We start from the raw sequence: 26711 nt of genomic DNA on the forward strand, positions 1-26711 counted from the left end.
TACCCGCAGAGGGCGACAAGAAACAACTGGCGAGAAGAACGTCGGGCAGGACGTTCTTCTCGCCAGCCTGAGGCGTTGTCGGCGATTGCTACCCGCGGTCCGCCGCGAACGATGCGGCGCCGACGATGCCGGCGTCGTTGAGGAGCTTGGCGGGGTAGACGGGCGTCTCGACCTCGATGTACGGGAAGTACTTCTCATGCTTCTTGCTCACGCCGCCGCCGATGACGAAGGCCTCGGGGCTGAGATAGAACTCGAGGAGCCGCAGGTACTTGGTGAGGCGCTTGCCCCACTTCTTCCAGCTGAGGTCCTCGCGCTGGCGGGCGGAGTCGGCCGCCAGCCTCTCGGCGTCCTCGCCGTTCTTGCCCATCGTGATGTGGCCGAGCTCGGAGTTGGGGATGAGCCTGCCGTCCATGACGAGCGCGGTGCCGATGCCGGTGCCCAGCGTGACGGCTATGACGAGGCCCTTGCTGCCGCGTACGGCGCCGTAGCGCGCCTCGGCGAGGCCGGCGGCGTCGGCGTCGTTGACCACACTGACGGGGCGGTGGCAGGCCTCGGAGAGCTTGGCGGTGATGTCGACGCCGATCCAGGACTTGTCGAGGTTGGCCATGTAGCCGATGGGCCTGCCGGGGTGGATCGGGGCGGGGAAGGCTACGCCAACGGGCACGGACGGGTCCACGTGGAAGTTGTCGAGCAGCTCGCAGCATACGCGCGCGACGGCCTCGGGCGTGGACACCTCGGGCGTGGGGATGCGCAGGCGCTCCGCCGCGAAGCAGCCCCTCTCAAGGTCGACGGGCGCGCCCTTGATGCCCGACCCGCCGATGTCAATGCCAAACGCGTCCATGATGTCCCCCTTTGCTGAGTTGCCAATATGAAAATGTTAGCCGTATGTAAGGGGGAGGGAGGCAAAGCGCCGGCTCTGCGGCCGCATTTACTCGGGGAGTGTGACCGGGGGCGGAGCGATGACGGCCCCTCCGCCCCCGACGCGCCGCTACCAGCGGATGGTGTACGGGTCCTTGGTGAACGAGCAGAACGTGGCGGTGACGTTCTCCAGCGCAAGGACCTCGCAGTTGCCGTCGTCGGCGGCATACATCGGCTGCAGCTCGGGGTACTCAGCAAGGACTGCCTCGCGCGCCTCCAGGCGGTCGTCGAGTACGGCGTCGGCCGTGACGCGCAGCCACGAGCCGTCGGCGCCCATCGCGCAGATCGCCACGCGCGGGTGGGCGAGCATCTGCTCGGAGACGGGCTTGACCTTGCCGGTCTGGATGTAGAGCTTGCCCTCGAACTTGGCGATGGTCCCGAAGGGGCGCACCTGCGGGTTGCCCGCCTCGTCGACGGTTGCCAGGAAGTAGGTGGGGTTGGCCTTGAGATAGGCGAGTGCCTCGTCCATGGGCGCTCCTTTCGCGCGCGGGAACGGCTGTTGGCGCTACTTTACTCCGCCTCGGGGACGGCGAGGGTGCGCTTGTAGTAGATCTTCACGCCGAGCAGGACGAGCGCGAGAAAAACCAGCGTGGCCGCCACGGTGACCATGGACTCAAAGCTCACGAGCGCGCCGACGAGAATGGCGACCACGGCGAGGGCGGGCATCAGCTGAACGTAGGCGCGCGCTATCTCTCGTTCCATGTGGGCACGCAGCTCATCGTGCTCGCGCGCCTGAAGGCGGCGCAGCTCGGCGTCGTCTGCGAGGGCACGGCGAAGGCTGTGCGCCCGGCGCGCGGTGATGCCGCCGGCAACGACGAAGATGCCCATTATGAACCCCGAGAGAAAGCCTGAGACGCGCAGGTCCGCGTGCAGTGCGGGGAGCGCGTCAGACATGGAAAGCGCGAGCAGGGCGGCCCATGCGGCGAGGATGACGGCGAGCAGGGCCCTCTCGCGACGCAGGCGGCGACGGACGGTGGCGCGCAGCGCCTCGGCGGTGTTCTTCATGGCGATCACAGCTCCTCGTCTATCTCGGAAAAGTCAAAGACGTCCTCGATCGTGAGGCCAAAGTAGCGTGCAATCTTGTGCGCCAGCGGCAGCGAGGCGGTGTACTTGCCCACCTCGATTGACGTGATGGTCTGGCGCGTGGTGCCCACGGCCTCGGCGAGCTCGGCCTGGGAGAGCTTTCGTTTGCGGCGCAGCTCACGGATGTGCGTGCGCATCGCATTGCCTCCCTCCGCATTCGGTCCTAGATGCTAAGCGCGCTTTGCATTTATAGCATAGTATGCTTTGCAATGAGAGACAAGTTTGCTTTGCAAAGATTCGGTAAGCTGATCGGGAATATCGGCCTGGCACGCATCCCGCGCGACTTCGTTCGCGTTTTCCAGATGATCGCTGGCTATGCGCGCAGAATGCATGCCAGATGCCAGCTCCGTGCCGAAGGTCCCTTCAAGAAAGGCCCCCGCCGCACCTCTTGGGGGAGACGTGCGACGGGGGCCGTTGTCGGGCGGAATGACGCTGGCGCTAGGCGAGAAGACCGGCGTGCTCCGGGTGCTTCTCGAACCAGCTCACGGCGTAGGAGCACGTGGGGCGCGCGTAGAACCCGCTCGCGGCGATGCTCGCCACGGAGCGGCCCATAAGCTCGCCCGCGATGCCCTGGCCACGCAGGCTCTCGTCCACGAAGGTGTGGTTGATCTCAACGATACCGGGCTCCACCACGGGGAAGGTCACCTCGGCAAGGACGTTCCAGGCCTCGTCGAGCACCTGCACGCGATCGCGCTCCATGATCCAGTCCATGCTGCCTCCTCTGAAAAAGGGGGACGGTCCCGAATTCGAAGGAAAGGGTTGCGTGAGATCGGGCCTGTCCCCAACTGCGGCGACTACGACACCCATTCTACCGAGAGAAGGCCAATCGATGAAGTTCCAGCGCGAGGCCACCGTTCTGGACAAGGCTACGCCTCCACCGCCCTGCGGGGCGGCTCGATCATGCACGGCTGGATGTGTGACGGCTGCCGGATGATTGGCTGCCGCCAGGATGGCGCGCGCCCCGCAACGGGTAGAACCCATACCAGACCCTACATGTGGAAAAGTGACTGTCCCTTTTCCACCCCGGCGAGCGGAGGCGGGCATGGCGCGGATGTGGCACATCGCAAACGGTCATCTTGCTAATTGGGGACGGGTTATTTCTCTCAGGGGCTTTGGGACAGGTTCACTCTTCGTCGAACCTGTCCCAAAGCCCCTGAGAGAAATAACCCGTCCCCAATTAGCGGCGAGGTTGATAGCCCTTCGAAAAAGGGGTATACCATCGCGCATCAGGTTCGTCTGAGGAGGCAGAAATGGCTGGCCTTGACTACACGAAGCGCGACAGGGCCCTGTGGATTGCGCTGCTCGCCCTCTGCGTGACAAGCGCGGCGGCCTACGTCCTCTGGGCGCTGCCCGCGATGCCCGAGACGGTGCCCACCCACTGGGGCGCCGACGGCGCGGCCGACGGGTGGGACAGCAAGGGCTCCACGATCTTCATGGGTGTGGTCATGCCGTTCCTGATCCTGGCACTGCTCTTCGCGGTGCCGTTCCTCGACCCGCGTGGCGAGTCCTTCAATCGCTTCAAGGGCGTCTATCAGGGATTCTCTGCGGCGTTCACGGTGTTCATGGTCGCGATGGCCTGGCTCACGCCGGCCACGGCGCTCGGCGTCGTCCCGGAGAGCGGGTCGTTCGTCAACCTGCTCGTCTATGGATCGATGGGCCTGCTCTTCGTGGGCCTCGGCGTGGCGATGCCGCGCATCGAGCCCAACTACACCTTTGGCGTGCGCCTGCCCTGGACGCTCGCGGACCCGGACAACTGGCGTCGCACGCACCGCTTCGCCGGCCCGGTCTTCGTGGTCATGGGCGTGGCCACGCTCGCCCTCTCGTTCTTCTCGACCGCGCTGCCCGAGGCGGCTATGGTGGCCGTGCTGCTCGTGGTCCTGCTCGGCGGCGTCGCGCTCATTGCGCTCTACAGCTTCCTCCTCTGGAAGGGCGTCATCCGGTAGGCGTCGCTCGTGCCCGCAAAACCTGACGTATGTACGAGCGCACCGCCCCTCTCGGTTGGTGAGAAAAACGGTGTGACTCGTCTACCTGTTCATATGCGCTATCGAATCAACGAGACTGGCTGTTTGCTCGTGCAAAAGTCGAGGCTTGCGTCGTGATTCAAAAGGGGACAGTCCCCTTTTGAGTCATTTCTCCCGAACGCGGCCGTCACGGACCTCCCAGGTGCGCGTGGTGCAGGCGTCGAGGAACCGCCGGTCGTGGCTCACCAGCACGAGCGCGCCGGGGTAGGCGGCGAGCGCGCGCTCGAGCGCCTCGGTCGAGTGCAGGTCCAGGTGGTTGGTGGGCTCGTCCATGACGATGAGCGCGGGATGGCGCAGGATGCCCTCCGCCAGCATGAGCTTACGCAGCTCGCCGGGGCTCGTGCGGCCGCCCTCGAGGATGCGGTCCGGGTCCGAGTTGAGCTGCGCCACCGTTGAGAGCACGCGCCCGCGGTCGGCCGAGGCCAGCGCGGCCACGCGCCCCACCATGGCGTCGCGCGCCTCCGACGGGAGCTCCTGCGGGATGTCCAGCACCTCCACGCCCCGCCCCGCGTCCGCCGCCTTGGCGAGAAGGACGCGCAGGTGCGAAAGGAGCGTGGACTTGCCGGCGCCGTTGGGCCCGATGACGCCCACGTGGTCGCGGCTGCCCACCCAGAGCTCGGGAATCTGGAGCGTGCCCTCCGGGCCGCAGGGGATGGTCGCAGGCGGCACGTGCAGCACAGTTTGCCGGCGTGAGGGCTCGGCGTCCACCCAGAGGTCGCCGTCGTAGCGCTTGGCCACGCGCGCGGCGGCCAGGCGCTCCTGCGCAGCGGCCACTCGTGCGTCCATCTGTGAGGAGAGCCGTCCGGCCTGTCCGTCCTTGCCGGTGTAGACCGCGAGGTCGATCTTGCCGCGCGCGTCGCGGTCGCGCGGATCGAGGCCGCGCTTGCTGCGCCGCGCGTCGGCGCGGGCCGCCTCGTGGGCGCGCGCGTCCTTCTCGGCAGAGAGGCGCGCCAGCTCGCGCTTGGCGCTCGCACGCTCCGCGACGGCCGTCGCGCGCTCGAGCTCCGCCTGGCCGTGCGCCGCGCTGTAGCCGCCCGGCCTCACGACGATCCCTCCGGGCTCGAAGGACGCGCAGCGCGTGGCCAGCGCATCCACGAGATCGCGGTCGTGGCTCACGAGGATCCCGATGCCGCGGAAGCGTGCGAGCGCCGTGCCCAGCTGCTCGCGGGCGTCCTCGTCAAGGTGGTTGGTGGGCTCGTCCGCCACGAGCACGTCCGGGCGGCCCCAGAGGGCAACCGCCACCTGCAGCTTCTTGCGCTCGCCAAAGGAGAGCTCGTCAAAGCGCCAGGGCATGTCGTCCTCTATGCGGAAGGCCTCGCGGAGTTCCCGGGCCTCTCGACCGTAGTCCAGCGCGAAGTCCGCGAGCCCCTCGGGCGGCTCGTCGGCGTCCTGCGCCACGTAGGCGCAGACCAGGCCGCGCGTGACGGAGCCCGCGTCCGGCCGCAACAGCCCGCAGGCCACGCGCGCCAGCGTGGTCTTGCCGCAGCCGTTGTCGCCCAGAAGCGCGGTCCAGCCGGTAGGGAAGGTGATGGTGACGTTGTTGAGCACGGCCTCGCGGGCCGCGGGGTAGGCGTAGCGCACGCCGGAGAGCACAAGCTGCATAGACATCTCTTCTCCGTGCAAAAGGGACAGGCACTTTTGCACATCGGGGTTTCTTGGCCGGGGATGTCTAGCGAATGCGCACGGCTCCGGGTCCTTTCGACGGGGCTACGACGCCGCCAGTATCCCGCTCCCGCGCCCGAGCGTCAAGTGATACAAAGGGACTGTCCCTTCGTATCATCGGGAGGTAGCATGAGGCAGGCGGTCGTGGGACTCCTGGCGCACGTTGACGCGGGCAAGACCACGCTCGCGGAGGCCATGCTCGCGGCCGCGGGGGCCATCCGCAACCCCGGCCGCGTGGACAGCGGCAGCACCCACTTGGACACCGACGCCATGGAGCGAGACCGCGGGATCACGATCTTCTCGTCCAGCGCGTCGCTCGACTGGGCGGATACCCACCTCATGCTCGTGGACGCGCCCGGCCACGTGGACTTCTCCGCGGAGGCCGAGCGCACGCTCGCCGCGCTCGACTACGCCATCCTGGTGGTGGGCGCAAACGACGGCGTGCAGGGCCATACCGAGACGCTCTGGGACCTGCTCGCGCGCTACGAGGTGCCCACCTTCGTCTTTGTGAACAAGTGCGACCTCGAGAACCCGGGGCGAGAAGAACTTCTCACTGAGCTGGCCTCGCGGCTCTCGCCGGGCTGCGTGGACGCGTCCACGCTGCTCGCAGGTGACGCGGGCGCGTTGGAGGACGCGGCCTCGACGGATGAGGCGGCGCTCGAGGAGTATCTGGAGTCGGGCGTGCTCTCGGCGGACACGCTGCGGCGTCTGGTGGCGGCGCGGGCGCTCTTCCCAGTCTTCTTCGGCGCGGCGCTGCGCGACGACGGCGTGCGCGAGCTGCTCGACGGCATGTGCGCCCTTCTCGCCGAGCGCTCATGGCCGGACGAGCTTGCGGCGCGCGTGTACCGCGTGAGCCGCGGCGCACGTGGCGAGCGACTTGCCTGGGTCAAGGTCACGGGTGGCACGCTGCGTGCGAAGACGCAGCTCACGGGCGTGGGCCGTCGCGGCGAGCCATGGGCCGAGAAGATCAACGAGGTGCGCCTCTACCAGGGCGAGAGCTTCGAGACCGTGACGGAGGTCCCGGCTGGCCGCATCTGCGCCGTCACCGGACTCAGCCACGTGGTGCCCGGAAGTGCCCTGGGCGCGGAGCCGGAGGGCGCGCGCCCGCTGCTCGCGCCCGTCCTGTCCTACCAGGTGATTCCCGAGCCGGGCGCGGACGTATCCGCTCTGGTGCGGGCGCTCCGCGAGCTTGCCGACGAGGATCCGATGCTCGGCGTCACGTGGCAGGAGCAGCTGCAGGAGGCGCACGTCCAGCTCATGGGCGAGGTCCAGCAGGACGTGATTGCCGAGCTCCTGCGCGAGCGCTACGGCTTTGCGGTGACCTTTGGCCCGGGCGGCATCCTCTACAAGGAGACCGTGACCGCGCCCACCGAGGGCGTGGGCCACTTCGAGCCGCTGCGCCACTACGCCGAGGCGCGCCTTCTCGTGGAGCCGCTACCGCGCGGAACTGGCGTTGAGTTTGGCACGCGCTGCTCCACGGACGACCTCGACCTCAACTGGCAGCGCCTCATCCTCACCAACGCGATGGAGCGCGACCATCTGGGCGTGCTCACGGGAGCGCCGCTCACGGACGTGCGCATCACGCTGCTCGCCGGTCGCGCGCACCCCAAGCACACCGAGGGCGGCGACTTCCGCCAGGCGACCTACCGCGCCGTCCGTCAGGCGCTCATGGGCGCGCGCGAGCGCGGGGAGTGCCAGCTCCTGGAGCCGTGGTATCGCTTCCGTCTGGTGGTGCCGGCCGACCGCGTGGGCCGCGCGCTCACCGACCTCACGCGGATGGCGGCGGAGTTTGAGGCGCCAGTCCAGGCGGGCGACGCGGCTACGATCGCGGGCGAGGTGCCCGCCTCCGAGGCGGGGGAGTACGCGCTCGAGGTCGCGCGCTACACGGGCGGTCGCGGGCGCCTCTCGCTCGAGCTCGCAGGCTATCGGCCGTGCCACAACGCCGACGAGGTCATCGCCTCCGCGGCCTACGACCCCGAGGCCGACCTCCCCAACACGCCCGACTCCGTCTTCTGCAGCCATGGCGCCGGCCACACCGTCAAGTGGCGGGACGTGCCCGCCCACGCGCACACCGCCGCGGACCCAGCACGCCTGCGTCCGTACCGAGCCGCCGACGCCGCGTTCTTCTCGGCCGTGCAAAAGTGACTGTCCCTTTTGCACGATGGGCGCGGAGCCCATGAGCGACTGGACGGTCTACCGCGTGGCCGGCGACGCCCCCGCCCTTCTCTGCCGTCGTGCATCAAATCTGGCCGCGGCGTTTTGGCACTTTCCGCCCCATTTCGGGCCTTGAAAGTGCCAAAACGCCGCGGCCAGATTTGATATGGGCGACCGGCTCGGAAACCGGCGGCGACCGGCGAGCGCCGCGCCGTAGCCCCGCGCGCTAGATGAGGTCGTACGGCATCTCGCGCGCGAAGAGATAGAAGAGGGCAAACGCGGGCCAGAGAATCGGGAAGAAGAAGTACGCGGCGCCGAGGGAGACGACGCGCGCCGCGTAGAACGCCACGCGCCGCACGCCAGAGCGCTCCTGCGTCTCGGAGCTCATGCGAACGAAGGAGCCGCCCGGCGTCGACCCGGCATGCCGCCAGGGCGCCACCAGCTCGACCCAGAGGAACGACGCGTACAGCACGAGGTCCATGGCGTGGGAGCGCACGCCCTCGGAGGCGCCGAGCAGCGACAGGGCGAGGCCGATCGCGCCGCCGACCACGAGCGAGAGGAGCGTCACGAGCAGCGTGTCCAGCCAGAACGCCACGCAGCGGCGGATGAAGCCGGGCTCGTGCGTGACCTCGCCCTCCTCGGCGAGCGCGCCCGGCGGCAGCACCCGGGCGAGCGCCGCCGCGCAGAGCCAGCCGAGCGCGGCGCCCAAGGTGTTGTAGATGAGGTCGTCGACGTCGGCCGTGCGGTAGGCGTAGGGGTAGATCCCGAAGAGCCCCGTGCCCTGCGCCGCCTCGATGCAGAGGGAGGCGAGAAGCCCCACGATGACGGACCGCCAGAACCCCCAGCGCAGCAGGCGCCCCGCGATGAAGCCGAGCGGCATGAAGAGCACCACGTTGAAGGCGATTTGCGGAATCGTGCTGATGCCCTCGCGGCGGAAGTCGTCCACGAACGCCAGCGGGTCGAGCTGCCACGCCACGCCGTAGGTGATGCCGAGGCCGCGCTCGCCGCTCGGCAGCGGCCACAGCGTGAAGCAGCCGAGGCCGAGCACGTAGAGCACCGCCAGATAGGTGGAGACCACCGTCCCGAAGCGCAGCCGCCCGTCGCGGTGGTACACCCAGGCAAGGATCGGCAGCGTCAGCAGGAGCGAGGCCAGCGGCCACAGCGTGAGCGCCAGCAGGAAGTTCTCCGTGTAGCCGGAGAGGAAGCGTCTGATGAGGTTCATGTTTTCCGTTCTTCTCGTCGGTCGTGCCCGACCCATTGTGAGGGAAGGGCCCGCGTCGCGCCATCGATGAAACTAACGGTTTCGCAAGGTGCGGCGCGCGGGACGGGCGAGAAGGACGTGGGCCAGACGGTTGACCCCGTCGCCTCTCCTGGGTCATGCGCCTGCCCCTTGCCCGGTGCCAAGGTGAGGGCTATCATGGTTTGGAAACGTTTCCAAAAACTGGACGCGCCGAAGGGGTCGGGAGCCGCCCATGTCCATCGTTCTTCTCGTTGTCATCTACATCGCCTTCGTGGGCCTGGGAATCCCGGACTCGCTCTTTGGCGCGGCGTGGCCGGCCATGTACCCCGACCTCGGCGTTCCTGTCTCGTGGGGCAGCGCGGTCACGATGGTCACCTGCTGCGGGACCGTCGTCTCCAGCCTCTCCTCCGCCGCGCTCATCGGCCGCTTTGGCACCGGGCGCGTGACGGCCGTCTCCACGGCGCTCACCGCCGCGGCGCTGCTCGGCTTCGCCGTGGCGCCGGGCTTTCCGTGGCTCTGCCTGCTGGCTATCCCGCTCGGCCTCGGCGCGGGCGCCATCGACACGGCGCTCAACAACTACGTGGCGCTGCACTACAAGGCCACGCACATGAACTTCCTGCACTGCGCCTACGGCGTAGGCATCACGCTGAGCCCCTTCCTCATGTCGCTCGCGCTCTCGGGCGGCACGTGGCGCGACGGCTACCTCGAGGCGGCGGCCGTCCAGGCGGCGATCATGGCGGCCACGATCGCGATCCTGCCGCTCTGGTCCCGCGTGGGCCATGAGGGGCCGGCGGGCGAGAAGGACGACGACCCCGCGCCCCGCGCCGCGAGCCCTCTCGCCCTCGTGCGGCGCCGCGACATCCGCCTTGCCTGTCTCGTCTTCATGGCGTCGGTGGCCATCGAGGGCGTCTGCAACACCTGGGGGACGAGCTATCTCGTGAGCGCGCGCGGCATGGGCGCGGGCGAGGCCGCCGGGATGGTGACGGTCTACTACGTGGGCGTGACGGCGGGCCGCTTCCTCTCCGGCGTGCTGGCCAACCGGCTCTCCAGCAAGCAGCTCGTGGGGCTGGGGCAGGCGGTCACCTTTGCTGCCGTGCTCGTTCTTCTCGCCCCGCTGCCGCTCTCCGCGGCCCCGGTGGGGCTCTTCCTCGTGGGTTTTGGCAACAGCCCGCTCTATCCCAACATGCTGCACCTCACGCCGCGCCTCTTTGGCCGCAACCTCTCCCAGGCCGTGATCGGCGTGCAGATGGCGGCCTCCTACGTGGGCTCGCTCACCCTGCCGCCGCTCTTTGGCCTGGTCGCGGAGCGCGTGGGCTTCTGGCTCTTCCCGGTGGCGCTGCTCGCGCTCTCCGCGGTGGTCCTCGCCGCGTTTCTCGGCCTCATGGTGAGCAAGGGCTGGAATCCCCGCCGCTGCTAAGATGTGGAAAAGGGACAGGCACTTTTCCACACTGCAGAGGATGTTGGCTCATGCGGATCTACAAGGGCAACCCGGAGCTCGTGTTCCGCGGCAGGGTGGCCCCGTGGTACGGGGCGCTCGCCGGGATCGTCTCCTTTGCCGCGGCGGCGCTTGCGCTGCAGCCGGGCATGCCCGTGGGCGTGCCGGTCCTGGTGCTCGTGGCCGGGGCGCTCCTTCTCTGGCCCATCGTGGTGCGCAATCGCGTCGAGCTCTACAGGGACCGCCTGGAGATCGTCTTTGGCTGGGCGCGCACGATTATTCCGTACGACCACGTCCGCGGCGTGCGGCGCTTCTCCGGCCCCGCCCTGAACATGAACGACTTTACGGCGCATGCCAACGCGGCCTCGCTCGAGGGCGTGTTCATCGAGGCGCCGATGGACGGTGACGCCGCGGTCTCCGTGATTGGCAACGACAACCTGGTGAGCGAGCTTCGCCGCCGCGCCGGGATCGACGCGGGCGCCGCCGGCGTGCCGTCCTGTCCCGAGGACGCCGAGTAAGAGCAAATCGACAGAAAAGCCCCTCCGGGCGGCCCGTTCCGTCGATTTGCTCTGTCTCGCGTCAGGCGGGGCGGACGGGATGGGATGCTGGCTTGCGCGCCACCACGGCAAACGTGAGCGGGATGCGCGGGCTGCCCTCGGGCATGGTCCAGCCATCCGGCGTTTCCACGAGGCAGGGCAGGGAGCGCCACTCCGCATGCGGGCTCTCGCGGAAGTCCTCGATGACGAGCCCCGCGGCGAGCAGCCCGCCGATAAGCTCCTGGAAGTCGTGGTTCCAGTTGTGGGCGGCGGTGTGCGCGATTGTGCCCTCGGTGCCGGGCACGTAGCTGCCGTCGTCCTCGTAGTCGTCCACGCCGCCGGAGAGGTAGTCCCCGTGCACCGTGAGCGACTCATAGACGAGCGCCCCCAGCAGCGGGTGGTCGTCACGGACGAGAAGGACGCCGCCCGGCCGGAGCAGCCGCGCCGCCGAGCGCGCCCAGCTCGCGAGCTCGGGCAGCCACTCGAGCGCACCCGTTCCGGTGACGATGACGTCGAACTGCCGGTCGATGGCATCGGCCGCGCGCCGGGCGTCTCCCTCCACGTAGGTGACGTGGGCGCCTGCCCGCTCGGCAATCTCCCGCGCGAGCTCGAGGGAGGCGGGGGAAAAGTCGAGACCCCACACCTCGCCCGCGCCGAGGCGCTCCCAGCAGAGCGTGTCCGTCCCGATGTGGCACTGCAGGTGCAGCACCGAGCGCCCGGCAAGGCCTCGCGTCCCCAGGTGGGGGAGAAGAACCTTGTGGTCGCGGCGGGCAACGGGGGAGATGTAGCCGTGGTCGGACACCAGCCGCTCGACCTCGTAAAACGGCGACGCCGCATGCACCCGCGCCCGGTCGTCCCAGTTGAGCCGGTTCTCGGCGACCCTGCGCTCGGTCTCTGCGTCCACGTTCTTCTCCCTCCCCATAGGGGTCGTTGCCTTAGAGCGACCCCTTTGGTTCTAGCATTCGAGCCGACCGCCGGGGGTGACGAGCCGCCAGAGGCATCCGCCGGGCGCGGTCGCGCGCTCGGCCTCCTCTCGGGAGCGCAGCTCGACGAGCTGGCACCTCGCCGGACGGGCGTCCAGCAGCTCGCGGATGCGGGGCAGCCGCTCTTCCGGGAAGCGCTCGACATAGCGGGCGAACTCGGGGTCGAGCTCCGTCTCCTGCCAGGGCAGGTCCTCGCGCGGCCTGCCGATGCGCGAGCGGATTCCCTCGAGGCATGTCTCGAGCGGCAGGTCAAGAAGGACGACGATGTCGGCTCGCTCGATGCGCGCGGGGAGCGTCCTGGAGTAGGTCCCGTCGATGATCCAGCGCTCCTGCGACACGAGCCTGTCGTGCGCGGCGTCAAACTCGTCCCCCGTGACATGGCCCCCGTCAGGGAGGTGCCAGAGCATGTCAAGGTGGTAGAGGGGCAGGCCGGAGAGGTCGCGCAGCCTCCGCGCAAGCGTCGACTTGCCCGAGCCCGGGCTCCCCACAATCGCCACGCGCCTCATGGTCGTCCTCCTCTGCCAATCGCGATGGGCCTGAGAGTATACATTGGCCTCGGGCGCGCTACAATGCCGCCAGCGATGAAGGAGGTTCGTCATGGCAATCGAGCGCGTGGCGATACTGGGCAGGGGAGCGGTTGGCCTGCTCTACGGGACCATTGCCGAGAAGAACCTCGGGCACGGGGCCGTCGAGTACGTGATGGACGACGCGCGCTTCGCCCGCCACGCGGGCGAGACGGTGACCGTGAACGGCGAGCCCTGCCGCGTGCCCACGATTCCCGCGAGTGAGGCCACGCCCGTCGACCTGGTGATCCTTGCAATCAAGGCGCCGGGGATGCCCGCGGCGCTGGACACGATGGAGCGCCTCGTGGGGCCGCGCACCGTCATCGCGTCGCTGGTGAACGGCGTGACGAGCGAGGAGCGGGTAGCGGAGCGCTTTGGCTGGGAGCGCACCGTGCTCTCGGTAGCGCAGGGCATGGACGCCGTCTTCATCGGCTCCGACATGACCTATAGCCATCCCGGCGAGATTCGCTTCGGCGCGGCGCCTGGCACGGCCGCGGGCGTGGTCGAGGACGTCGCCGACCTCTATGCGCGCACCGGCATCCCGCACGTGGTGGAGGCCGACATCCGTCACCGCATGTGGACGAAGCTCATGCTCAACGTGGGCATCAACCAGGTCTGCATGGTCTACGGCGGCACCTACGGATCCGCGAGCGAGCCCGACAGCGAGCAGAACCGCTGCTTCGTGGCCGCCATGCGCGAGGCGCTGGCCGTCGCGCGCGCCGAGGGTGTGGACGTGACCGAGGAGGACCTCGCTCAGATGGCGGCGCTCATCGCCTCGCTCGACCCCGAGGGCATGCCGTCCATGGCGCAGGACCGCATCAACGAGAAGCCCACCGAGGTCGAGGAGTTCTCCGGCACGGTGATCCGCCTTGCCGAGAAGCACGGGCTGCTCGTCCCCACCAACCGCTGGCTCTACGGGCGCATCCGCGAGCTCGAGGCGGGCTTCGGGGCGTAGGGCGGCGTCGGGGGGCTGTGCCCCGGAGCCGGGTACGTACACCTCCCCTTCGGGTACGTACACGCGCCGACGTTCGCAGGCCGTGTCCTTCAGGGAAAACCGCAGATAGAAAGCCTAGCGAGAAGGACATCAAACCGTGAAGCTCGTACGTACCCGGAGAGGGCATGTACGTACCCGGAGAGGGCGTGTACGTACCCGGAGGGCGGGTGCCCGCTGCGGAGGCGCCTAGCGAAGCACGGATGTGGCGATGTAGGCGGCGTAGAGCACCACGAAGACCACGCCGTTGGCGCGGCTCATCTCGTGGCGGCGTCCGATGAAGGCAAACCCCACGAGCGCAAGCGAGAAGAGCGCGAGAAGCACCAGGTCGAGGTTGTAGGCCGGATCATACGGGATGCTCGCGAAGAGCGCCGGGCCGCCCATGACGAGCAGCAGGTTGGATATGTTGGAACCCACGACGTTTCCGACGGCAATGTCGGAGTTGCCTCGAAAGGCCGCGACCACGCTCGTCACGAGCTCGGGCAGGCAGGTGCCGAGCGCCACCACGGTGATGCCGATGACGCGCTCCGAGATGCCCACGGCGGAGGCGATGGCGATGGCGTTCTCCACCACGAAGTCGGCGCCGAACTTGAGCATGGCGATGCCGAGGACGATGAAGACCAGGTCGCGAATGGGGTTCGAGGTGCGGCCCTCCTCCTCGAACTCCTCCTCGAGGTCGCGGTCCGCCTCCGTCATCCCGCTCGCGCCCTCCTGGAGGCCGACCACCACGGTGCGTGCCACGAAGAGCCCGAAGGCGACGAGCAGGATGACGCCCTCGAGGGCCGTGACCTGGCCGTCGGTGTTGGCGACGAGCGCGAGAAGCCCACATGCCGCCACGCTCACGGGAATCTCGAAGCGCTGGGTGCTGCGCGAGAGCGTGACGGGCTTGATCACGGCGGAGAGGCCGAGGATGAGCAGGAGGTTTGCGAGGCAGCTGCCCATGACGTTGCCGAAGGCCATGTCGGCGTGGCCGCCGACGGCCGAGGTCACGCTGACGACGAGCTCGGGAAGCGACGTGCCGATGGCCACGATCGTGAGCCCGGCCACGCGTTCCGGGACGCCGAGGCGCGCGGCGATGTTGCACGCGCCCTCCACGAGCCAGTTGGCGCCAAAGATGAGCAGGGCGAATCCGATTGCGATGATGATGAGACTGAGGAGCACGTCGGTCCTTTCGGGATCGGGGCTGATACCTCAGTCAGTATTCCAGCTCGCATGCAGCGCCATTCCGGGTCCGGGACCGACTCCCAAGCGAATCCACAGATTCGCAGGGTCGCATAACCCGACATTTTTGGCCGAATGAGACGAAAAATGTCGGGGTCTGCGACCCGGCGGGAAGCGCTCTGAGCCGGCTAGCGCCTCCGCGCGAGTGCGGAGACCGCGCCGACGGCGGCGCCTGCCGCCGCAAGGGCGAGAAGGACCTCGGCGGCAACGAGGTCATCGCCGGCGTCCGGCAGGGCGGACAGGCCCTTCTCGGCATCTCCGACCTGCGCGTTCGAGGACCCCAGGCCGCCGTCGGGGGAGGGCGTCACGCCCGGCGTGGGGGTTGGGGCAGGCTCCGGGGTAGGCTCGGGCTCGGGGGCGGGCTCGGGGTCCGGCTCGGGCCCGGGGGCCGGGACCTCGTCTCCCGGCAGCACGAGCGCGCCGTTGTTGCCCAGCCGCGCCGAAAGGCGAACGGCCCCGTCCGTGACCTCGGAGACCGAGGAGCGCTTTGCGTAGGGCGCCGTCTGGGTGACGTTGGGCTCCTTCTCCACCAGGCCAAGCTCCGCCGGCCCGTCGTACTTGGGCGTGCCCGCGAGCGCCACGCACTGCCCGTCGCGCACGACGAAGCGCAGGGGTATCTCGGCCGCGCTGAGCCCGACCACGTACGGCTCCACGACCTTCTCGATGCGCGCGGGCGCCGCGACGCCCGCCTCCGGGAGGTCCGCCGAGTAGATGGTTCGCTCGTAGTAGCAGGTTTGGCCGGGGACGGGCAGCGCGGTCAGCGGCGCGTACCCGCCGTCCGCGCGGGTGAGAAGCGGCGTGTCGCGCGAGAACGCGTAGCGCGAGTTGGTCTGCGCGGCCCAGGCGGAGGCCACGGCGCCCGCCCGGATGCCGCCGTTCGCCTGGGCGAACGCGCTCGCAAAGACGGCGCGCCGCCCGCCCACGTGGCCCACGGGCTCGCCGAGCGCCGCCTCCAGCTCGTCGTCGCCCACGTCCTCCCCGGCCTCGACCCGGTCAAGCAGGGCGTCGACGTCGGGGGTGGGGGAGACCTCGTAGGCCAGGCGCAGCGGTGCCGCGTCGTGCGCCCCGTCGAGCGCCATCGTGGCGGCGCCGTCCTCGCCCACGGTCACGCTCACGCGCCGCGCGGGCACGGCGTCCACGGGCACCGAGAGCAGGACCGTCTGACGGCCGGTGGCGAGGCTCGTCTCCACCATGACCACGAAGTCGTAGAGCGTCACGTCGCCCCCCGTGTACTGGTTGGGGAGGTTGCCGATGTAGTAGTACGTCTCGCAGACGGCGGTGGCGCCGCTGTCCCGCGCGGCCTCGATCCTCTCGCGCACGTCCTCGGGCGCCCGCTCCTGCCAGCGTCCGTCCGCGGCGGCGTCCACCTCGGCCTGCGTTGCAAAGGCGAAGGGCTCTCCGCCCATCGGGACCATCTCGTGCGCGTCGTTCACGTACCACGAGGCGCGGTTGGAGAAGGCCCCGGGCCCGGCATAGGCGAACTGTCCGTCCTGCAGCGCGTCGTAGAAGAGGTCGTATACGGCAGAGCCGAGGTCGTAGCGCGCGTTCATGGCCTCCACGAGGTAGCCGAACTCGTGCGTTGCCTCCACGTGGCCAGGGTCCTCGAGACTGATCTTCACGGCCTGGGCCGCCAGCTCTCCGTCGAGCAGCTTGTCCCCGTAGACGATGCCGCTCACGCGCGTGACCTCCATGCCGGCCCCCACCTCGTCGGACACGGTGACGCGGCTGCCGCCGGGGCGGTCTTCGCCGGGGCCGCCCGACGCCGGCGCCGTGTAGACCACGCCGAGCGAGCGGTCCACCACGGTGCCAAAGGCCCACGAGAGCGCGCTCGCGCTGCGGGCGGAGAGGTAGTCGTCGACGGGCGTGACCTCGTAGCCGTCCGCCTCCGAGAGCAGGCCCGGCGCGCAGGGGAAGGTGACGTCCTCGGCCACGAGGCCGCGCGTGCCGGAGCCGTAGAGCGACAGCGTGACGTCCTTCTCGCCCGCCGCGGAGGCCTCGGCGAACGCCCGCGCCGCGGCGGAGAGGTTGTCCCGCAGGTCCGTGCCTGCCGCCGCTCCGGTGCCGGGCAGGGGGTGGTGCGCCTGCTCGTGGGCGGTCTCGAGCAGGTAGGCGGCCGTCTCGCTCGTGTCCAGGCCGCAGGTGAAGAACGTGAGGGGGCGCTCGGTGCCCCACACGGCGCCTATGCGCGCGGCCTCGTTTCGCATCGTGAGCAGCGTGGCGAGAAGCGCGTCCGTGCCGTAGCCGTTCTCGCGGCTTCCCGGCAGCGGGCCCAGAAATCCCGTGGCGTCGCCGGTGTAGACGGGCGGGTTCGTGAAGTCGGCGCTCGCCATCGGCGGGGTTTCGCGGCCCATGAGGCAGAGCACGGGGACGCGGCCCTCTGAGCCGGGGTCGTCCGCGGCGGCGCTCAGCGCATCTCCCGCCACGTGCGCCGCCAGCTGCAGGTAGGACCCGCTGCTGAGGCGCGCGGAGGCCGTCGCGCCCGCGGCGTCCGTCGTCGTGGCGGTCACGGAGAGCGTGCCGCCGTCGTACGCGACGTAGCGGCCGTTTCCGTCCGGCGCGTAGGTGCCGAGCGGCATGAGCGTCGTGACCCTGGAGTCGTAGCCGATCACGGCCACGCGCGTGGGGATGGCGGCGCCGCCGTTCTCCGCCATGAGGCGCGAGATAGCCTGGTTGAGGGCCTCGGCGAGGTAGGCGGCCTGCGGGCGGCCCCCGTAGGTGACGTCCTCCAGAAGCCGGTTGGTGCTCACCACGAAGACCACGTCGTGCGCGGGCCCTCCCTCCTGGCGGACGGACGTCGCCGCGGACAGCGCGGAGAGCCCCACCAGAAAGCCGCGCCCCTCGTCCTGCAGCGTGGCCGGAAGCCCGGCGTTCGTGGCGTCCGCGCTGCTGCCGAAGACGGACTTGTCGACCCAGATGCTCCCCTCCGCCGAGGTGGAGATGGTCGTCCCGCCGCCGATGTACGCCTCCCAGCCGTCCGCCGTGCTCGGGTCGACGAGCTTCTCGACCCCCGCCGCCGCGGCGCGCCCCGGCGCAAGGGCGGACAGGACCACCATCAGGGCAAGCGCGATGAGGGGGACAAGGCGAGGGCGGGGGTACGCGGTGGCGCGTGGCATGGCATCCTGCTTCCGACGGCGCGGCCTGGACACGTCACCACGATAGGCGCGACGCAACGTCATGACGCAAGGGCGGATGCGCCCCCGCGCCCATATGCCCCGACCTGCTACACTGGAACCGCAATTGCATACCGAGGGCACGGTTCGAAGAGCTGCTACGCCTAGTAGATGAAAAAAGGATTCCGGTTTGACTCCGGATCAGCACACGGCTGTGTCGAGGAAGGCGACCGCGCGGGTCGTCGGTCCTGCCTTGCCCTCACGACGCCCCCAAGGGGGAGAGAGCGAGGCACCATGTCCCAGTCCAAGAACGCAAGAAGTGCCGAGAAGAACCTGCTCACGAGGCTCGTCGCCTGCGCGGCGGCGCTCGTGCTCGCCGTCTCCGTCGCCGCCTGCGGCGGCACGGCCGCGACCTCCGGCACCGACGCCGGCCCCGATGCGTCCCAGGAGCAGCAGGCGACCATCTCCGTCTCGGTCACCATTGACGCGACGGCGGCCGAGGGCGAGTCCACCACCGTCGACGTCGACCTTCCCGAGAACGCCACCGCCTATGACGCGCTCGTCGCCACCGGCGCGGACGTCAACGCCACCGACTCCGACTACGGCATGTACGTCCAGGGCATCGACGGCGTGGCCGCCGGCGACCACGGCGACATGAGCGGCTGGATGTTCGAGGTCAACGGCGAGATGGCCGAGGTCGGCTGCTCCGAGTACCAGCTCGAGGCCGGCGACGCGGTCGTCTGGACCTACGTGACCGAGTTCACCGAGTAGCCCCTTCGATGGCGTGCCCGCGCTCCACAGCCTTCGACGCCTGCCACGCGGCCGTCCCCGCGACGCTCTTCGCGGGGGTGGCCGCGCTCTCGATGCTGGCGGTCCACCCCGTCTTCGTGGCGCTCTCGCTCGCGGGCGCGCTGGCCTTCTCGCTGGTCGCCCGCGGCGCGGCGGTCACGGCGCGCGGGCTCGCCTGGCAGCTGCCGCTGCTCGCGCTCGTGTGCCTGCTCAACCCGTTCTTCTCGGCCTCCGGGTCAACGCTGCTCCTCAAGGTGGGGTCGCGCAGCGTCTACCTGGAGAGCCTTGCGTACGGCGCCACGATGGGCGCCCTCCTGGTCGCGACGGTCCTGTGGTTCGAGGGCGCCGCGGCGGTCCTCACGCAGGACTGCCTGCTCGCGCTCGCGGGCCGGCGCGCCCGCTCGGTGCCGCTCGTGGCGTCGATGGCGTCCCAGCTCGTGCCGCAGATGCTGGGCCGGGCCCGCGCGGTGCGCGCGACCGCCTGCTCCTGCACGGCGGCGGGCCCGCGCCCGCCCCTGCGCGACGAGCTGCTCCGCACGTCGACGATGCTGCTCTCCTGGTCGCTCGAGGACTCCCTCGAACGGGCTGACGCCATGCGCGCGCGAGGCTGGGAGTCCGGCCGTCCGCGGACGTGCTACCGGCCCGAGCGGTTCCGCGCGCGCGACGCCGCGGCGGTCGCGGGAGCCGCGGTCCTTCTCGCCCTGAGCGCGGCGGGCGCGTGGGCGGTCTGCTCCTCCTGGGAGTTCTACCCCAGGATGTCCGGGCTCTCGCCCTGGTGGTCCTACCTGCCCTTCGCCCTGCTCGCGCTCCTGCCCGCTCTCGCGGAGCTCGCGGCGAGGGGGGCCGGGCGAGGGGAGGCGGGATGAGCGCGCTCGAGCTCCGCGGCGTGACGTTCTCCTACCCCGGTGGCGCGGACGTCCTGCGCGACGCCTCCCTCGAGGTGCCCGAGGGTGCCTTTGCCCTGCTCGTAGGCGCCACGGGGTCGGGAAAGTCCACGCTGCTGCGCCTCGCCAAGCCAGAGATCGCCCCCGCCGGCGAGCTCTCCGGCTCGGTGCGCGCCTTCGGGGAGGACGTGCGCTCGCTGGGGCCGCTCGCCTCCGCGCGTGCCGTGGGCTACGTCTTCCAGAGCCCGGACGCGCAGGTCGTGTGCGACACCGTCTGGCACGAGATGGCCTTCGGCCTGGAGAACCTCGGCGTCCCGGAGCCGGAAATGCGCCGGCGCGTGGCGGAGACCTGCTCGTTCTTTGGCATGGGGCCGTGGTTCCGCGCGCGCACGGCGGAGCTCTCCGGCGGGCAGCGCCAGCTCCTCGCCCTCGCGTCGACGCTCGCCATGCGCCCGCGCCTGCTCCTGCTCGACGAGCCGACGAGCATGCTCGACCCCCTTGCCGAGAAGGACTTCCTCGCGATGCTCTTCCGCGTGAACCGCGAGCTCGGCGTCACCGTGCTGGTGGCCACTCACGCGTCCGAGACGATGCTCGACTACGCGACGTGCGCGTTCGAGCTTGCGGAGGGGCGCGTGCGGGAGGCCCCGCTGGAAGGGCTTCGCCCGGAGCCGTCGTGCGCCACCCCATATCAAATCTGTCCGCGGGTTTTTGGCACTTTCGGGCCGGAATCCGGGGCAAAAAGTGCCAAAAAGACGCGGAGAGATTTGATGCAAGGGGGGCGCGCGGCGGGCGGGCCCTCGGGAGGGCCCCGCGGCGAGAAGGACCTGCTCGCCGTCGACGACCTCTGGTTCCGATACGCCCGCGACGGGCGGTGGGTCCTGCGTGAGCTGGACCTCGAGCTGGCCGCCGGCGAGGTTCGGGCCGTGGTGGGGGCCAACGGGTGCGGCAAGTCGACGCTGCTCGCGGCTGCGGCGGGGGTCGTGCGCCCCCAGCGCGGGCGGGTGCGCAATGCTGCCGCGACGAGCCAGGCGCTGCTGCCGCAGAGCCCCAAGGCGCTTCTCTCCCGCGAGACGGTGCGCGACGAGCTTGCGGAGTGGTCGCGCGCCGGCGGGTATGGCGCGCGGGAGGTGGAGGCGTCCCTCGCGGAGCTCGACCTCGAGGATGCCGCCGACCGGCATCCCTATGACCTCTCCGGAGGACAGCAGCAGCTGCTCGCGCTGGAGAAGCTGCTGCTCGTGCGCCCGCGCCTGCTGCTGCTCGACGAGCCGACCAAGGGGCTCGACCGCTCGGCGCGCGAGCGGGTGGCCGCCCGCGTGGCCCGGGCACGCGCCGAGGGCGCCACGGTCCTTCTCGCCACGCATGACATGGCCTTCGTCCGTGCCGTCGCGGACCGCGTCTCCCTCATGTTCGACGGCGGCATCGCCGTGACCGAGCCCACCGGGGACTTCTTCAAGAACTCCTGGCTGTATCGCTGAGCGCGCTGCCGCGCCGCCGGCGTCACGCCACTGGCGTCAGGTTTGTTTGGCACGCCGACCACGCGTGCCAAACAAACCTGACGCCAGTGGCGTGACGCCGGCGGCGCGGCAGCGCGACGATCCCGGGCCTAGAACAGCAGGAACGGGTCGCTCTCCACGAGGTCGTCCTCGTCGATGTCCTCGAAGGAGACGTCGTCGTGGTCGTCATCGTCGTCGTCGTGGTCGTGCTCATCCTCGTCGTCGCCCCACGCGTAGGCGTTCGCGACGTCGCTCTCCTCGTCCACGACGGGCAGCGCGCTCGTGACGCTGCACAGGCCGTCCATCGCCGGCACGATCTTCTGCCACTGGCAGATCACGGGCTCCGTCGGCGCCGCCTCGAGCTCCGCGAGGGAGTCGAGGTAGATCTCGTGCGCCCCGTCGAGCAGGTCGGAGTTCTTGCGGACCTCGTGGAAGTGCGTGGCGAACTTCTCCATCGCCTCGTCGGCGCTCTCGGCCTCGACGACGCAGGGCATGAGGCAGTAGTTGTCCTTGCTGTCGGAGTCGTCGTTGTAGCTGAAGTTCCCGATGTACAGCATGGTGCCTCCTCGCTCGCGGGCGCCCTCCCGGCGGGTGCCTATGGCACACTGATACCCATGATGGAAGGAAAGCAGACAGCCCCGTTCGCCCACCGGCTCCCTGCGGTCGCCGAGGCGCTCGCCCTCGCGGCCGTTCCCGTGGCGCTCGTCGCCCTTGCCGCGGCGGGGGTGCGCGCGACGGCCGGCCTCACCCTGCTGGTCGCGCTTGCCGCCCTCGCCGTCGCGCTCGCGGGCTTCGAGGCCTCGCGCCCGCCGCTGCGCCAGCTCATGCCCACGGCGGTCCTCGCGGCGCTCGCCGCGGCGGGACGCGTACTCTTTGCCCCGATTCCCGACGTCAAGCCCGTCTCGGCCATCGCCATCGTGGCGGGGGCCGCGCTCGGCCGCAGGAGCGGCTTCGTGGTGGGCGCGCTCGCCGCGCTGCTCTCCAACTTCTTCTTCGGGCAGGGTCCGTGGACGCCCTGGCAGATGTATGCGTGGGGCCTCGTCGGCTACGTCGGCGGCGTCCTCGGCGAGAAGAGCCTGCTCTCGCACGGCGCCGTCCTCTATGGCTGGGGGTTTCTCTCGGGCCTGGTCTTCGGCCTCATCCTGAACGGCTACCACGTGCTCGGCTACGTCCAGCCGCTCACCTGGCCCGCCGTGCTCGCGGCCTGCGCGGCCAGCCTGCCGCTCGACGTCACGCACGGCGTGGCGACGGTCGCGTTTCTCGCCGCGATCTGGCTGCCGTGGGGGAGGGCGATCCGTCGCGTGGTGGCCAAGTACGACCTGTGACGGCCCTGCGTTCTTCTCGCCTGCCGCCGTCCGAACGACTCCGCCGAGCATGCCTCCGCGCACCGAACTGCCGTCATGGCGTGAAGAATCGTGCGCGGAGGCATGCTCGTGCCAACGCGGGCCGCGCCCCTTTACAACTTGCGCCGTCTTCGCTATCGTAGGCACGTTTCATGCCGTGAATCATCGTCGAGGGCCTCGCGCGCGGGGGCAGCCGCCCGCGGGGCAAGAAGGAGATGCACATGTCCGGACACTCTAAGTGGGCAACCACCAAGCACAAGAAGGCCGCCATCGACGCCAAGCGCTCGTCGCTCTTCTCCAAGCTCTCCCGCAACATCACCGTTGCGGCCAAGCTCGGCGGCGACCCCAACCCGGACAACAACGCGACGCTTGCCGCCGCTGTGGCCCGCGCGCGCATGGTCTCCATGCCCAACGCCAAGATCAAGGCTGCCATCGACAAGGCCTTCGGCTCCGGCGCCGACGCCGCCAACTACGCCGAGATCACCTACGAGGGCTACGGCCCCGCCGGCGTTGCCGTCTACGTCGACTGCCTGACCGACAACAAGAACCGCACCGCTGCCGACGTGCGCTCCGCCTTCTCTCACTCCGGAGGCTCGCTCGGCACCTCCGGCTCCGTTGCGTTCCAGTTCGAGCGCAAGGGCTCCATCGCCGTCGAGAAGGTCATCAAGTCCGAGGACAAGAAGGTGGCCGACAAGGAGAACGCCGTCGACGAGGACGAGTTCATGATGGCCGTGGCCGAGGCCGGCGGCGAGGACTACGAGGACGCCGGCGAGGAGTGGATCGTCTGGACCGCCTACGACAAGATGCAGGACGTGGCAAAGGGCCTCGAGGAGCAGGGCATCGAGGTCAAGGGCTCCGAGCTCACCATGGTCCCGACCACCCCGACTCAGGTCTCCGTTGCCGACGCCAAGAAGGTCCAGCGCCTCGTCGACCGTCTCGACGAGCTGGAGGACGTCCAGAACGTCTACCACACCATGGACATGACCGACGAGATCGTCGCCGCCCTCGAGGAGGAGTAGGCGCTCGTCACATACGTACTTGAAGGGCCCGCCCGTCCTTCTCGTCGGCTCAGCTGAGCTTCGCTCAGAAATCGCCGACTGAGAAGGACGGGCGGGCCGTGTCGTATGGGGCGAATGTCGCCAACTGCAACGGTTTGGGCTGTGGGTACGATTCGGACGCGTCACTCCACGGTGCCGTAGTAGCTGCCCCAGCCGTGGCCGGAGAGGATGGAGTTGATCTGATCGCAGAGTCGGGTGCGCGTGAAGCTGCCAGAGGGGAGGAGCTCGATTACCTCGACGAGGTCGTCATTGAGGTCAAAGGCGTCCGCGCGCACGAGGATGTCGATCTTCGAGACCGCGGCGCGCGTCGAGACGCCCGGCGCAAAAAGCGCGTCAACAAGTCGCTGCAGCTCGCCGTAGTCCTCCGACCGCACCTCGAACATGGCGCCCTCCCTGTAAGCGTTCCCTTTCGTGGAGAACATGGTAGCAGCCCGGGGGCGTTTTGCATCTATACTCTCACTGGACCCGATGGAGGAGGAACCATGCCCAACGCCTATCAGAACATGACCGACGCCCAGCTCGACGCCGCGATTGCGGAGCTCGAGCGCCAGGCGGCCGACCTGCGCGCGCTCAACCTCAAGCTCGACATGGCCCGCGGCAAGCCGAGCCCCGAGCAGACCGCGCTCTCCAAGCCCATGCTCGACCTGCTGAGCGCCGACTCTGACCTCTCCGACCAGGGCGTCGACGCCGACAACTACGGCGCGCCCGACGGCCTGCCCTCGGCGCGCGCCCTCGCGGCCGAGCTCCTCGGCGTGGACGCGGCCAACGTCTCCGTTATGGGGTCCTCGAGCCTGAACATCATGTATGACTGCGTGGAGCACGGCTACGTCCACGGCATCGGCGGCGAGAGGCCCTGGTGCCAGCAGGGCGAGGTCAAGTTCCTCTGCCCGGCGCCCGGCTACGACCGCCACTTCACCGTGACGGAGAGCTTTGGCATCAAGAACGTCCCCGTCCCCATGCGCGAGGACGGCCCCGACATGGACGTCGTCCGCGAGTACGTCGAGAAGGACGCCACGGTCAAGGGCATCTGGTGCGTGCCCAAGTACGCCAACCCCACCGGCGTGACCTACTCCGACGACGTGGTCCGCGCCTTCGCCGCGCTCAAGCCCGCCGCGCCGGACTTCCGCATCTTCTGGGACAACGCCTACGCCGTCCACACCTTCGACGGCGAGGGCGACCAGCTCCTCAACATCTTCGACGCCCTCGCCGAGCAGGGCGGCGAGAAGAACCTCGTCTACGAGTTTGCCTCCACCGCCAAGGTGACCTTCCCCAGCTCCGGCATGGCCTGGGTCGCCGCGAGCCCGGCCGACATGGCGGAGCTGCGCCGCGCCTTCGCCGCGATGCGCGTCTCCCCGGAGAAGATCTCCCAGCTCGCGCACGTGAAGTTCCTGAAGGACGCCGCGGGCGTCGCCGAGCACATGAAGAAGCACGCCGCGCTCGTGGCGCCGCGCTTCGCGCTCGTGGAGGAGAAGCTCTCCTCCGGCCTCGGCGAGCTGGGCTGCGCCACGTGGACGCACCCCAAGGGCGGCTACTTCGTCTCCTTCGAGGGCCCGGAGGGCTCGGCCAAGGCCATCGTCTCACTCGCCAAGGAGCTCGGCGTCACGCTCACGCCCGCCGGCGCCCCCTGGCCCTACGGCGCCGACCCGCGCGACACCAACATCCGCATCGCGCCCACCTACCCGTCGCTCGACGAGCTCGGCCAGGCGCTCGACGTCTTCGTCGTGGCGGTCAAGCTGGTGTCCGCGCGCCTCGCGCGCTCCGAGCGCGGCTAGGTGCCCGGAATTAATCCGCCCTGTGGGACGCCCGTCTGACGTTTTCCCAGTTGGCTCGCGGGCGGCAGCGCCAGAGGGCGGGTTATTTTCGAGGGCGCCCCAAGACGTTAGCGTGCGCCCGGAGGCGCGCGGCGCCGTGCCCGGCGGAACTCTTGACAAAGTTCTGTTATTATCGCCGCGCATGCGTCGCCTCGTCCTGAGGCGACGCCGCGTGGCCTATGCTAGCAATTTGCGGGCTCGACGCCCGTGCGGACGAGCAGGGGAAAGGTGTCACGATAATGGCGGGAAAGACTGTGGCCAAGGCAGGCAGGCAGGAGGGCTCCAGGCAGGCGCCCAAGAAGCGCGAGCGCAAGCCGGGCGAGCTCTCCCGCTTCCAGAAGGTCGTCATCGTCCTCTTCATCATCGTCTTCGCCCTCTCCACGCTGGCAGGTGCGCTCGCCTCGGTCTTCCAGGGCCAGCAGACCCAGACCGCCGACCAGAGCCAGGAGGACGTGACCATCGAGTCGCTCGACGAGGACTACCAGCCCGTCATCTCCGACCTCGAGGCCAAGGTCGCCGAGAACGCCGAGGACACCGCCTCGCTTCTCGCCCTCGGCCGCTACTACTTCTCGTGGGGCGCGAGCGTGGCCCAGCTCGCCCAGGTCGACTCCGAGACCTCGCACGCCAACGAGCTGCTCGGCAAGGCCGTCGAGTACTACGACAGGTACCTCGAGCTCGAGGACTCGGATGCCGCCCGCGTGGACCGCGCCCTGTGCTTCTACTACGAGGGCGACACCACGACCGCGCTCAACGATCTCGAGGAGATCACCCAGAGCTCCCCGGACTACGCGCCCGCCTGGGCCAACCTCGGCATGCTCTACGAGGTGCGCGGGGATACCGACAGCGCCAAGTCCGCCTACCAGAAGGCGGCCGAGCTCGACCCTGATGACGAGTACAACGCGAAGACCTTTGCCGAGCAGCGCCTCGACGCCATCGCCCAGTCCGAGGCCGACGCTGAGGCGCAGGAGTCGCTCGGCACCGGCGACATCACCTCGACCACCGGCAGCATCGGCGACGACCTCTCGAGCGTCACCGGTACGGGACTCTAGGCCGGGCCAGAAAAGGAGAAGACATGAGCCTTTCGATAACCGTCACCAACGACGTCCGCGACGGCGTCGAGGAGAGCGTCGTCCTCGTGGACGGCGAGGTGGACGTCTCGAACGCCGACCAGCTGCGCGACGCGATTGACGCGCGGCTCGAGGCGGGGACGACGCGGGTCGTCGTCGACCTCTCGGACGTGCCGTACATCGACTCCACCGGCATCGGCGTCCTCGTGGGCGCCGCCCATCGCGCGGGCGAGAAGAACGTTCGCCTCGAGGTCGCCCGTCCGCAGAGAAACGTCGCTCGCGTGCTCGGCCTGCTGGGCGTGGGTGCCGACCTCAACATCCGCGAGTCGTAGGCCCGCGGCGGGCCTCA

Annotated in this window: 26 protein-coding genes; 13 read left to right on the top strand and 13 right to left on the bottom strand. The window is 69.6% G+C overall.

Features of this window, described 5'->3' with window-relative positions:
* Positions 1 to 88: 88 nt before the first annotated feature.
* From ppgK to ACULPM_RS01450, 5 genes are all read right to left on the bottom strand, one after another.
* Positions 89 to 841, bottom strand: coding sequence for a polyphosphate--glucose phosphotransferase (gene ppgK / locus ACULPM_RS01430; protein WP_167930951.1), 753 nt, complete (start codon positions 839 to 841; stop codon positions 89 to 91).
* A 147-nt stretch (positions 842 to 988) separates the two neighbouring features.
* Complete coding sequence (locus tag ACULPM_RS01435; protein ID WP_445330765.1) at positions 989 to 1387, bottom strand: pyridoxamine 5'-phosphate oxidase family protein; 399 nt, start codon at positions 1385 to 1387, stop codon at positions 989 to 991.
* Between the two features lie 41 nt (positions 1388 to 1428).
* Positions 1429 to 1923, bottom strand: coding sequence for a hypothetical protein (locus tag ACULPM_RS01440; RefSeq protein ID WP_445330766.1), 495 nt, complete (start codon positions 1921 to 1923; stop codon positions 1429 to 1431).
* 5 nt (positions 1924 to 1928) lie between these two features.
* Positions 1929 to 2138 carry a helix-turn-helix transcriptional regulator gene (locus tag ACULPM_RS01445; protein ID WP_167930954.1) on the bottom strand — a complete coding sequence of 70 codons (210 nt, stop codon included), beginning with the start codon at positions 2136 to 2138 and terminating at the stop codon, positions 1929 to 1931.
* A gap of 301 nt (positions 2139 to 2439) precedes the next feature.
* On the bottom strand, positions 2440 to 2712 hold the full coding sequence (locus ACULPM_RS01450; RefSeq protein WP_445330767.1) for a GNAT family N-acetyltransferase: 273 nt from the start codon (positions 2710 to 2712) through the stop codon (positions 2440 to 2442).
* Between the two features lie 539 nt (positions 2713 to 3251).
* Between ACULPM_RS01450 and ACULPM_RS01455 the strand changes: the two genes are divergently transcribed.
* Entirely contained in the window at positions 3252 to 3944 is a 693-nt protein-coding gene (locus tag ACULPM_RS01455; protein ID WP_445330768.1) for an SdpI family protein, read from the top strand.
* A 183-nt stretch (positions 3945 to 4127) separates the two neighbouring features.
* On the opposite strand, the gene ACULPM_RS01460 is transcribed toward ACULPM_RS01455, so the two are convergent.
* The gene (locus ACULPM_RS01460) at positions 4128 to 5630 is read right to left on the bottom strand and encodes an ATP-binding cassette domain-containing protein (RefSeq protein ID WP_445330769.1); all 1503 of its coding nucleotides are present in this window, start codon (positions 5628 to 5630) and stop codon (positions 4128 to 4130) included.
* Positions 5631 to 5813: 183 nt separating this feature from the next.
* On the opposite strand from ACULPM_RS01460, the gene ACULPM_RS01465 reads away from it, so the two are divergent.
* On the top strand, positions 5814 to 7829 hold the full coding sequence (locus ACULPM_RS01465) for a GTP-binding protein (RefSeq protein ID WP_445330770.1): 2016 nt from the start codon (positions 5814 to 5816) through the stop codon (positions 7827 to 7829).
* Between the two features lie 235 nt (positions 7830 to 8064).
* Here ACULPM_RS01465 and ACULPM_RS01470 read toward each other — a convergent pair whose 3' ends face one another.
* Complete coding sequence (locus tag ACULPM_RS01470) at positions 8065 to 9060, bottom strand: VanZ family protein (RefSeq protein WP_167930958.1); 996 nt, start codon at positions 9058 to 9060, stop codon at positions 8065 to 8067.
* Positions 9061 to 9310: 250 nt separating this feature from the next.
* Between ACULPM_RS01470 and ACULPM_RS01475 the strand changes: the two genes are divergently transcribed.
* The gene (locus ACULPM_RS01475; RefSeq protein WP_445330771.1) at positions 9311 to 10495 is read left to right on the top strand and encodes an MFS transporter; all 1185 of its coding nucleotides are present in this window, start codon (positions 9311 to 9313) and stop codon (positions 10493 to 10495) included.
* 50 nt (positions 10496 to 10545) lie between these two features.
* Entirely contained in the window at positions 10546 to 11031 is a 486-nt protein-coding gene (locus tag ACULPM_RS01480) for a hypothetical protein (protein ID WP_445330772.1), read from the top strand.
* A 61-nt stretch (positions 11032 to 11092) separates the two neighbouring features.
* Here ACULPM_RS01480 and ACULPM_RS01485 read toward each other — a convergent pair whose 3' ends face one another.
* Both ACULPM_RS01485 and ACULPM_RS01490 read right to left on the bottom strand, forming a co-directional pair.
* On the bottom strand, positions 11093 to 11953 hold the full coding sequence (locus tag ACULPM_RS01485; protein ID WP_445330773.1) for a class I SAM-dependent methyltransferase: 861 nt from the start codon (positions 11951 to 11953) through the stop codon (positions 11093 to 11095).
* 51 nt (positions 11954 to 12004) lie between these two features.
* Positions 12005 to 12538, bottom strand: coding sequence for an adenylate kinase (locus ACULPM_RS01490; protein WP_445330774.1), 534 nt, complete (start codon positions 12536 to 12538; stop codon positions 12005 to 12007).
* Positions 12539 to 12629: 91 nt separating this feature from the next.
* On the opposite strand from ACULPM_RS01490, the gene ACULPM_RS01495 reads away from it, so the two are divergent.
* On the top strand, positions 12630 to 13550 hold the full coding sequence (locus ACULPM_RS01495) for a ketopantoate reductase family protein (protein ID WP_445330775.1): 921 nt from the start codon (positions 12630 to 12632) through the stop codon (positions 13548 to 13550).
* Positions 13551 to 13775: 225 nt separating this feature from the next.
* Here the strand turns inward: ACULPM_RS01495 and ACULPM_RS01500 are convergent, their stop codons facing one another.
* The gene (locus tag ACULPM_RS01500; RefSeq protein WP_445330776.1) at positions 13776 to 14747 is read right to left on the bottom strand and encodes a calcium/sodium antiporter; all 972 of its coding nucleotides are present in this window, start codon (positions 14745 to 14747) and stop codon (positions 13776 to 13778) included.
* 188 nt (positions 14748 to 14935) lie between these two features.
* A complete protein-coding gene (locus tag ACULPM_RS01505; RefSeq protein WP_445330777.1) occupies positions 14936 to 17920 on the bottom strand; it encodes a hypothetical protein in 2985 nt (994 codons plus the stop codon).
* 291 nt (positions 17921 to 18211) lie between these two features.
* On the opposite strand from ACULPM_RS01505, the gene ACULPM_RS01510 reads away from it, so the two are divergent.
* Genes ACULPM_RS01510 through ACULPM_RS01520 form a run of 3 tightly spaced genes read left to right on the top strand, consistent with a single transcriptional unit; the run spans position 18212 to position 21065 of the window.
* Positions 18212 to 18688 carry a DUF4430 domain-containing protein gene (locus tag ACULPM_RS01510; RefSeq protein ID WP_445330778.1) on the top strand — a complete coding sequence of 159 codons (477 nt, stop codon included), beginning with the start codon at positions 18212 to 18214 and terminating at the stop codon, positions 18686 to 18688.
* An 8-nt stretch (positions 18689 to 18696) separates the two neighbouring features.
* Positions 18697 to 19572 carry an energy-coupling factor transporter transmembrane component T gene (locus ACULPM_RS01515; RefSeq protein ID WP_445330779.1) on the top strand — a complete coding sequence of 292 codons (876 nt, stop codon included), beginning with the start codon at positions 18697 to 18699 and terminating at the stop codon, positions 19570 to 19572.
* Positions 19569 to 21065, top strand: coding sequence for an ABC transporter ATP-binding protein (locus tag ACULPM_RS01520; RefSeq protein WP_445330780.1), 1497 nt, complete (start codon positions 19569 to 19571; stop codon positions 21063 to 21065). Before ACULPM_RS01515 ends, ACULPM_RS01520 begins: the two co-directional genes overlap by 4 nt.
* Before the next feature lie 128 nt (positions 21066 to 21193).
* Here ACULPM_RS01520 and ACULPM_RS01525 read toward each other — a convergent pair whose 3' ends face one another.
* Complete coding sequence (locus ACULPM_RS01525; protein WP_445330781.1) at positions 21194 to 21640, bottom strand: hypothetical protein; 447 nt, start codon at positions 21638 to 21640, stop codon at positions 21194 to 21196.
* A gap of 57 nt (positions 21641 to 21697) precedes the next feature.
* On the opposite strand from ACULPM_RS01525, the gene ACULPM_RS01530 reads away from it, so the two are divergent.
* Together ACULPM_RS01530 and ACULPM_RS01535 are read left to right on the top strand one after the other, a co-directional pair.
* Positions 21698 to 22408 carry an ECF transporter S component gene (locus ACULPM_RS01530; protein ID WP_445330782.1) on the top strand — a complete coding sequence of 237 codons (711 nt, stop codon included), beginning with the start codon at positions 21698 to 21700 and terminating at the stop codon, positions 22406 to 22408.
* Positions 22409 to 22647: 239 nt separating this feature from the next.
* On the top strand, positions 22648 to 23445 hold the full coding sequence (locus ACULPM_RS01535) for a YebC/PmpR family DNA-binding transcriptional regulator (protein WP_075279697.1): 798 nt from the start codon (positions 22648 to 22650) through the stop codon (positions 23443 to 23445).
* 161 nt (positions 23446 to 23606) lie between these two features.
* Here the strand turns inward: ACULPM_RS01535 and ACULPM_RS01540 are convergent, their stop codons facing one another.
* Positions 23607 to 23867 (bottom strand): hypothetical protein, encoded by a 261-nt coding sequence (locus ACULPM_RS01540; protein ID WP_445330783.1) that lies wholly within the window; start codon positions 23865 to 23867, stop codon positions 23607 to 23609.
* Between the two features lie 99 nt (positions 23868 to 23966).
* Between ACULPM_RS01540 and ACULPM_RS01545 the strand changes: the two genes are divergently transcribed.
* From ACULPM_RS01545 to ACULPM_RS01555, 3 genes are all read left to right on the top strand, one after another.
* Positions 23967 to 25256, top strand: coding sequence for an aminotransferase (locus ACULPM_RS01545; RefSeq protein ID WP_445330784.1), 1290 nt, complete (start codon positions 23967 to 23969; stop codon positions 25254 to 25256).
* A 278-nt stretch (positions 25257 to 25534) separates the two neighbouring features.
* The gene (locus ACULPM_RS01550) at positions 25535 to 26344 is read left to right on the top strand and encodes a tetratricopeptide repeat protein (RefSeq protein ID WP_445330785.1); all 810 of its coding nucleotides are present in this window, start codon (positions 25535 to 25537) and stop codon (positions 26342 to 26344) included.
* Positions 26345 to 26367: 23 nt separating this feature from the next.
* The gene (locus tag ACULPM_RS01555) at positions 26368 to 26694 is read left to right on the top strand and encodes an STAS domain-containing protein (protein WP_274959109.1); all 327 of its coding nucleotides are present in this window, start codon (positions 26368 to 26370) and stop codon (positions 26692 to 26694) included.
* The last annotated feature ends 17 nt before the right edge of the window (positions 26695 to 26711 follow it).

This window comes from Thermophilibacter sp. ZX-H3, from assembly GCF_052599055.1.

Coding starts and splice junctions, on each gene's coding strand:
- ppgK (WP_167930951.1), bottom strand. CDS start 841: ATGGACGCGTTTGGCATTGACATCGGCGGGTCGGGCATCAAGGGCGCG.
- ACULPM_RS01435 (WP_445330765.1), bottom strand. CDS start 1,387: ATGGACGAGGCACTCGCCTATCTCAAGGCCAACCCCACCTACTTCCTG.
- ACULPM_RS01440 (WP_445330766.1), bottom strand. CDS start 1,923: ATGAAGAACACCGCCGAGGCGCTGCGCGCCACCGTCCGTCGCCGCCTG.
- ACULPM_RS01445 (WP_167930954.1), bottom strand. CDS start 2,138: ATGCGCACGCACATCCGTGAGCTGCGCCGCAAACGAAAGCTCTCCCAG.
- ACULPM_RS01450 (WP_445330767.1), bottom strand. CDS start 2,712: ATGGACTGGATCATGGAGCGCGATCGCGTGCAGGTGCTCGACGAGGCC.
- ACULPM_RS01455 (WP_445330768.1), top strand. CDS start 3,252: ATGGCTGGCCTTGACTACACGAAGCGCGACAGGGCCCTGTGGATTGCG.
- ACULPM_RS01460 (WP_445330769.1), bottom strand. CDS start 5,630: ATGTCTATGCAGCTTGTGCTCTCCGGCGTGCGCTACGCCTACCCCGCG.
- ACULPM_RS01465 (WP_445330770.1), top strand. CDS start 5,814: ATGAGGCAGGCGGTCGTGGGACTCCTGGCGCACGTTGACGCGGGCAAG.
- ACULPM_RS01470 (WP_167930958.1), bottom strand. CDS start 9,060: ATGAACCTCATCAGACGCTTCCTCTCCGGCTACACGGAGAACTTCCTG.
- ACULPM_RS01475 (WP_445330771.1), top strand. CDS start 9,311: ATGTCCATCGTTCTTCTCGTTGTCATCTACATCGCCTTCGTGGGCCTG.
- ACULPM_RS01480 (WP_445330772.1), top strand. CDS start 10,546: ATGCGGATCTACAAGGGCAACCCGGAGCTCGTGTTCCGCGGCAGGGTG.
- ACULPM_RS01490 (WP_445330774.1), bottom strand. CDS start 12,538: ATGAGGCGCGTGGCGATTGTGGGGAGCCCGGGCTCGGGCAAGTCGACG.
- ACULPM_RS01495 (WP_445330775.1), top strand. CDS start 12,630: ATGGCAATCGAGCGCGTGGCGATACTGGGCAGGGGAGCGGTTGGCCTG.
- ACULPM_RS01505 (WP_445330777.1), bottom strand. CDS start 17,920: ATGCCACGCGCCACCGCGTACCCCCGCCCTCGCCTTGTCCCCCTCATC.
- ACULPM_RS01510 (WP_445330778.1), top strand. CDS start 18,212: ATGTCCCAGTCCAAGAACGCAAGAAGTGCCGAGAAGAACCTGCTCACG.
- ACULPM_RS01515 (WP_445330779.1), top strand. CDS start 18,697: ATGGCGTGCCCGCGCTCCACAGCCTTCGACGCCTGCCACGCGGCCGTC.
- ACULPM_RS01520 (WP_445330780.1), top strand. CDS start 19,569: ATGAGCGCGCTCGAGCTCCGCGGCGTGACGTTCTCCTACCCCGGTGGC.
- ACULPM_RS01525 (WP_445330781.1), bottom strand. CDS start 21,640: ATGCTGTACATCGGGAACTTCAGCTACAACGACGACTCCGACAGCAAG.
- ACULPM_RS01530 (WP_445330782.1), top strand. CDS start 21,698: ATGATGGAAGGAAAGCAGACAGCCCCGTTCGCCCACCGGCTCCCTGCG.
- ACULPM_RS01535 (WP_075279697.1), top strand. CDS start 22,648: ATGTCCGGACACTCTAAGTGGGCAACCACCAAGCACAAGAAGGCCGCC.
- ACULPM_RS01540 (WP_445330783.1), bottom strand. CDS start 23,867: ATGTTCGAGGTGCGGTCGGAGGACTACGGCGAGCTGCAGCGACTTGTT.
- ACULPM_RS01545 (WP_445330784.1), top strand. CDS start 23,967: ATGCCCAACGCCTATCAGAACATGACCGACGCCCAGCTCGACGCCGCG.
- ACULPM_RS01550 (WP_445330785.1), top strand. CDS start 25,535: ATGGCGGGAAAGACTGTGGCCAAGGCAGGCAGGCAGGAGGGCTCCAGG.
- ACULPM_RS01555 (WP_274959109.1), top strand. CDS start 26,368: ATGAGCCTTTCGATAACCGTCACCAACGACGTCCGCGACGGCGTCGAG.